This is a genomic window from Kitasatospora sp. NPDC056531, from assembly GCF_042794375.1.
Classification (GTDB): domain Bacteria; phylum Actinomycetota; class Actinomycetes; order Streptomycetales; family Streptomycetaceae; genus Kitasatospora.
The window spans coordinates 10341-15645 of record NZ_JBHTTU010000075.1 but is presented as its reverse complement, the minus strand read 5'-3'; the positions used below and the strand labels follow the sequence as shown (position 1 = coordinate 15645).

5 protein-coding genes are annotated in these 5305 nt (G+C 74.5%); 3 read left to right on the top strand and 2 right to left on the bottom strand.

Annotation, left to right across the window (positions count from 1 at the left end):
* Nucleotides 1-183: 183 nt before the first annotated feature.
* Both ACFQ87_RS35455 and ACFQ87_RS35450 read right to left on the bottom strand, forming a co-directional pair.
* Entirely contained in the window at nt 184-975 is a 792-nt protein-coding gene (locus ACFQ87_RS35455) for a hypothetical protein (protein WP_380615052.1), read from the bottom strand.
* Nucleotides 976-1048: 73 nt separating this feature from the next.
* Nucleotides 1049-1621: a hypothetical protein gene (locus ACFQ87_RS35450; RefSeq protein WP_380615036.1), complete on the bottom strand. Its 573-nt coding sequence runs from the start codon at nt 1619-1621 to the stop codon at nt 1049-1051.
* A 139-nt stretch (nt 1622-1760) separates the two neighbouring features.
* Here ACFQ87_RS35450 and ACFQ87_RS35445 point away from each other — a divergent pair, with 139 nt between their 5' ends.
* From ACFQ87_RS35445 to ACFQ87_RS35435, 3 genes are all read left to right on the top strand, one after another.
* The gene (locus tag ACFQ87_RS35445) at nt 1761-2438 is read left to right on the top strand and encodes a response regulator transcription factor (RefSeq protein ID WP_380615035.1); all 678 of its coding nucleotides are present in this window, start codon (nt 1761-1763) and stop codon (nt 2436-2438) included.
* A gap of 31 nt (nt 2439-2469) precedes the next feature.
* Entirely contained in the window at nt 2470-3894 is a 1425-nt protein-coding gene (locus ACFQ87_RS35440) for an ATP-binding protein (RefSeq protein ID WP_380615034.1), read from the top strand.
* 142 nt (nt 3895-4036) lie between these two features.
* Entirely contained in the window at nt 4037-5173 is a 1137-nt protein-coding gene (locus ACFQ87_RS35435) for a hypothetical protein (protein WP_380615033.1), read from the top strand.
* Nucleotides 5174-5305 lie beyond the last annotated feature (132 nt).

The following is a 5305-nucleotide window of genomic DNA, read 5'->3' as shown; positions in this document are numbered from 1 at the left end:
GGTTCCCCCGCCATCGGCCGTCATCAGGCACCCACCGGCATCGGCTCCGGCACGACCGTGCTCCCCAGGGGGAGTGGTCCGGCATCCGTCCGGTCGACGGCCGATAGGCCCGACGGGAGGTTCATCGCGTGCTGCGCCCTTCCTCGGAGCCGGGCCCGTACGGGCCCGACGGCTGATCGGAGGTCAGGCCAATGCTCGGTCCTCGCGGCGTCCGGTCGCGCTCAGCCACGCCACGGCAGCCACGATGATCACCGCGAGCACCAGGCTGACCGGCCCGGTGCCCAGGTCCAGACCGCCGCGCTCGTGGCTGACGCCGGCCCAGTCGGCGAAGCAGGCGCCGAGCGGCCGAGTGAGCACGTAGGCCCACCAGAAGGTCAGGACCGGTGACAGACCGGAGAGCCGGTGGGCGAGCGCCGGCACCGCGATCAGAGCGGCGAACAGCAGCCCCGACGGCAGGTAGCCCCAGCCCAGGGTGGCCGCGGTCAGATCGCCGACGGCCGTACCGAGCGCGAAGGTGGCCATCACCGCGCACCAGTAGAAGACCTCGCGGCGGCCGCCCGCGACCGTCTCCACCGCGAGCGTCCCCTCGGTCCGCCGCCACAGCGCGAACACCAGGGCGAGGACCACGGCGAACGCGAGCGCCGAGGCGACGTACGGCACCCCGAGGGCGACGTGCGCGACGTCGGCCGCCATGGTGCCGAACACGCTCACCATGATCACCGCCGCCCAGTACACCGCCGGGACGTAGCGGCGGGCCCGGGCCTGGGCGAACAGGGCGACGGCCAGCAGCAGCCCGGCCGAACCGACCGCCGGGACGGGCCCGAGCACCCGGGCCAGGTAGTCGGAGGTGGTCTCGCCCATGCCGGTGGTGAGGATCTTGACGACCCAGAACACCGCCGTCACCTGCGGGACCTTGCTCAGAACCGGCCCCGCGGGCACGGTCCGGCGGCGCTGGGCCGCCCGGGGGGTTGTCACGGCGCCCAAGACGACGGCGCTCCCTTCTGTACGGCGCGGCCAGGGCGCGCCCGGCCGGTGGTCGGGGGGACGGTCAGCCGCCGAGGACGGTGTTGCCGGTGACCGTGCCGTTGGCGCCGTCCACGGTCACCGCGTGCCGCACGCCGTCGGGGCCGAGGACCACGGCCTTCCAAGCCCGGCCGCCGCCCTGCTCACCGACCGGGGTCAGCGACTCGACCTTGCCGCCGGAGACCGCGGCCGAGGCCTTGGCCACGGCGTCGGCCGCATCGGTGGCGGGCAGCGGTGCCGGTGCGCCCGCGCCGGTCCGGCCGTCGGTCTCGTCACCGCTGCGGGCCGCGCGGCCCTGGTGGCCACTGCCCTGGCGGCCCTGGTGGCCGCTGCCCTGGTGGCCGTGCCGGTCGCCGTGCCACCCCTGGCCCTCGTTCGGCTCCTGGTCGCCCGCCGCCCAGCTGCGGCCGTCGCCGTGGCCCTCGTGCTCGTGGTGGACCGCCACCGCGGCCGCCGCGCCACCCAGCACGACCGCCGCCGCGCCGACCACGACCCAGCGCTTCGACCGGCCGCGCACCCAGCGGCCGGCCCGGCCCAGGCCCGTACGCGTCCTGCCCGCGCTCTTCTGCGGCTCCGCGCCTTCCATGGGCTCGCTCACAACACCCACCCCGCTCCTCGACCAGGCCCGGGCCGTCCCCGGGCGAGACGCACAGGATGTCCGGGCGTTGCTGAAGATCAGCTGAAGACCTGAAGACCCCTTCAGCCTCCCGCCGGGACGACCTGCGACCCTGGTGGGCATGCGCGTACTGGTGGTGGAGGACGAACGTCGGCTGGCCCTGGCCCTGCAGCACGGGCTGGCGGCCGAGGGTTTCACCGTCGACGTCGCCCACGACGGCCTGTCCGGGCTCGCCCAGGCCATGGAGCAGGCCTACGACGTGGTCGTGCTCGACATCATGCTGCCCGGCCTCAACGGTTACCGGGTGTGCTCGCGGCTGCGGGCCTCCGGCAGCGACGTCGGCATCCTGATGCTCACCGCGAAGGACGGCGAGTGGGACGAGGCCGAGGCGCTGGACACCGGCGCCGACGACTACCTGTCCAAGCCGTTCTCCTTCGTCGTGCTCGTCGCCCGGCTGAAGGCGCTCGCCCGCCGGATCGGCAGCCGGGCGCCCCGGCGCACCGTGCTGGGCGACCTCGTGGTGGACTCCGCCGCCCGCACCTGCACCCGGGGCGGCGCGGCCATCGCCCTCACCCCGCGCGAGTTCGCCATCCTCGACCACCTCGCCCGCCGGGCCGGCGAGGCCGTCTCCAAGCGGGAGATCCTCGAAGCGGTCTGGGACAGCGGCCCGGACAGCGACCCCAACACCGTCGAGGTCCACGTCAGCGCCCTGCGGCGCAAGATCGACACCCCGTACGGCCGGGCCGCGGTGCAGACCGTGCGCGGCGCCGGCTACCGACTGGCGGCCGACGGTGGCTGACCCGACCAGCGGCCCCGCACCCCGGTCCGCAATGGCGCGCCGAGCGCGCACCGCCCTCGCACCCCTCGCCCGGCACCCCCGCCTCGCGGCCCTCGCCGCCCGGCTGACGCCGCGCTCCGTCCGCGCCCGCACCACCCTCGCCGCCTGCCTCAGCGTCGCCGTCGTCCTCGCCGTCGCCTCGGGCGCCGTCGTCCTGCTGCTGGGCGCCAACCTGGCCCGCACGGTGGAGGACGGCGCCCGTGAGCAGGCCCAGGCCGTCGCCCGGCAGGCCGAGGACGGACGGCTGGGCAGCCAGCTCCCGCTCGACCACGGAACCGACTTCATTCAGGTGGTCGACGCGAGCGGCCGGGTGGTCGCCGCCAGCCAGAACCTCACCGGCCACCCCGCGGTCGCCCCCAGCGGCCACCCGGACGGCCGCAGCACCTTCAACCTGCGCGCCCTGGGCGACGAACACCACCAGCGCGTCACCACGCTGACCGCCACCACCCCCACCGGGCCGGTCACCATCCACGTCGGGGCCTCGCTGCGCACCGTCGACGCCGCCGAGGACCTCACCACCGCCGCCCTCGCCGGCCTGAGCACCGTCCTGCTGCTCACCGTCGGCGCCCTGACCTGGCGGGCCACCGGCCGGGCCCTGCGGCCGGTGGAGGCCATCCGCGCCGAGGTCGCCGCGATCGGCGACCGCGACCTGGACCGCCGGGTGCCCGAACCGCGCAGCGACGACGAGATCGCCCGGCTGGCGGACACCATGAACGCGATGCTCGGCCGCCTCGAAGCCGCCGGGCACCGACAGCGCCGCTTCATCGCGGACGCCTCCCACGAACTGCGCAGCCCGCTCACCGTGCTGCGCACCCAGCTCGAAGTCGCCATCGCCCACCCCGACCCCGAGGTCCGCGCCGACCTGGTGGCCGGCGCCCTGGAGGACACCGGGCGCCTCCAGGCCCTCGCCGCCGACCTCCTGCTGCTCGCCCGGTTGGACGCGACCGGCCACGACTGGCCGGGTGAACCCGTCGACCTCGTGGAGCTGGTGGGGACGTCGCTCGCGGCCCGCGGCACCGAGCCCCACCCCATCACCGTCGACCTGCCCGCCGCCGTCACCGTGCCCGGCAACCCGCTGTGGCTCGGACGGCTGCTCACCAACCTGCTCGACAACGCCCAGCGGCACGCCCGGCACCGCGTCACCGTGCGCCTCGCCGCCGACCCCGCCTCGGGCCAGGCCGTACTGGACGTGGCCAACGACGGGCCGGCGATCGACGCCGCCGACCGGGAGAAGATCTTCGAACGCTTCGCCCGCCTGGACGACGCCCGCAGCCGGGACGACGGCGGCACCGGTCTCGGCCTGCCGATCGCCCGCGACATCGCCGCCATCCACGGGGGGACGCTCGCCGTCCTGGACACCCCCGGGGCGACCACCTTCCGCACTCGCCTGCCCGGCGTAGTGCGTCACGCAGGGTGACCGGCAGTTTGGCGGACGTCGTCGGGCGGGCCGCGTCCGCCCATGCCTAACGTGGCGTCCCGGGGGCCATGTTGAGCAAATCCGCGGGTCGGGACGCCAGGAAGTCCCGGTGGGCCGGTCCGCCCTCCAGAAGGCAGTACAGATGAAGCTTCGGGCATGTTCGAGCGCGCTGGTGACCGCCGCGCTGACCCTCACTCTGACCGGCGTGGCGTCCCCGGCCGGGGCAGCGGATTCAAGGCCGTTCCTGGACCGGCTGAACACCGTGTCCTTCGTCGCGTCCACCATTCCCGAGAACGGCGACGTGAACCCGTACGGCACGTTCACCATCCGCGAGAGCGTCGGTGACCTGCACCGGGGCAACGTCCTGGTCAGCAACTTCAACAACTCGGCCGGCCTGCAGGGCCTCGGCACCACGCTGGTGCAGATCACCCCGGGCGGCACCCGGACCACCTTCGCCACGATCGACCCGAACCACCTGCCCGGCGAGTGCCCCGGCGGTGTCGGCCTCACCACGGCGCTGACCGTGCTGCCCGGCGGCTGGGTCGTGGTCGGCAGCCTGCCCACCACGGACGGCATGTCCGGCACCGCGAAGGCCGGCTGTCTGCTGGTGCTCGACAAGCACGGCACGGTGCGCGAGACGATCTCGGGCGGCGACATCAACGGGCCGTGGGACATGACCGCCGTCAGCACCGAAAAGCGAGGCGGGGAGCGCGGGCGGACGGAGCTGTTCGTCACCAACGTGCTCAACGGGACGGTCGCGGGCGGCGGCGCGGAGGTCGACGGGGGCACGGTCGTGCGGATCACCCTGTGCGCCGACGGCGACGAGCCGCCGCAGCCGGTGGCCTCCACGGTGATCGGCTCCGACTTCCCCGAGCGGACCGACCAGGCAGCGCTGGTGGTCGGCCCGACCGGCGTCGGCCTCGGCCACGACGGCACCCTCTTCGTCGCCGACACGGTGCGGAGCCGGATCACCGCGATCCCGAACGCGCTGACCCGGAACGACAGTGCCGGCATCGGGCGGGTCATCACCTCGGGCGGCAGCCTCAACGGCCCGCTGGGGATGGCGATCACGCCCAAGGGCGACATCCTCACCGTCAACGGCGGCGACGGGAACATCGTCGAGACCACAGAGCGCGGCCGACAGGTGGCGACCAAGCAGATCAACAACGAGGGCAACCCGCCCGGCGCCGGCAACCTGTTCGGCCTCGCCCTGGACCTGGACCACGACGCGGTGTACTTCGTCAACAACTTTGACAACGCCCTCGACGTCCTGCACTGAGCGGGCCGGGAGCGGGGGGTACGGGCGGGGACAGGGGGAACGGGGAAGAAGGGTGGACACCCAAAGGTGAGGAGTTAGAAGCCGGTGGGGGGAGGGGGGGCGGGCCCCGGGGAGGAGGGGAGATGTGGGCAC

What these genes read in the sequence shown, in the direction of transcription:
- ACFQ87_RS35435 (WP_380615033.1), top strand. Translation starts at nt 4,037, where the DNA reads ATGAAGCTTCGGGCATGTTCGAGCGCGCTGGTGACCGCCGCGCTGACC.
- ACFQ87_RS35445 (WP_380615035.1), top strand. Translation starts at nt 1,761, where the DNA reads ATGCGCGTACTGGTGGTGGAGGACGAACGTCGGCTGGCCCTGGCCCTG.
- ACFQ87_RS35440 (WP_380615034.1), top strand. Translation starts at nt 2,470, where the DNA reads ATGGCGCGCCGAGCGCGCACCGCCCTCGCACCCCTCGCCCGGCACCCC.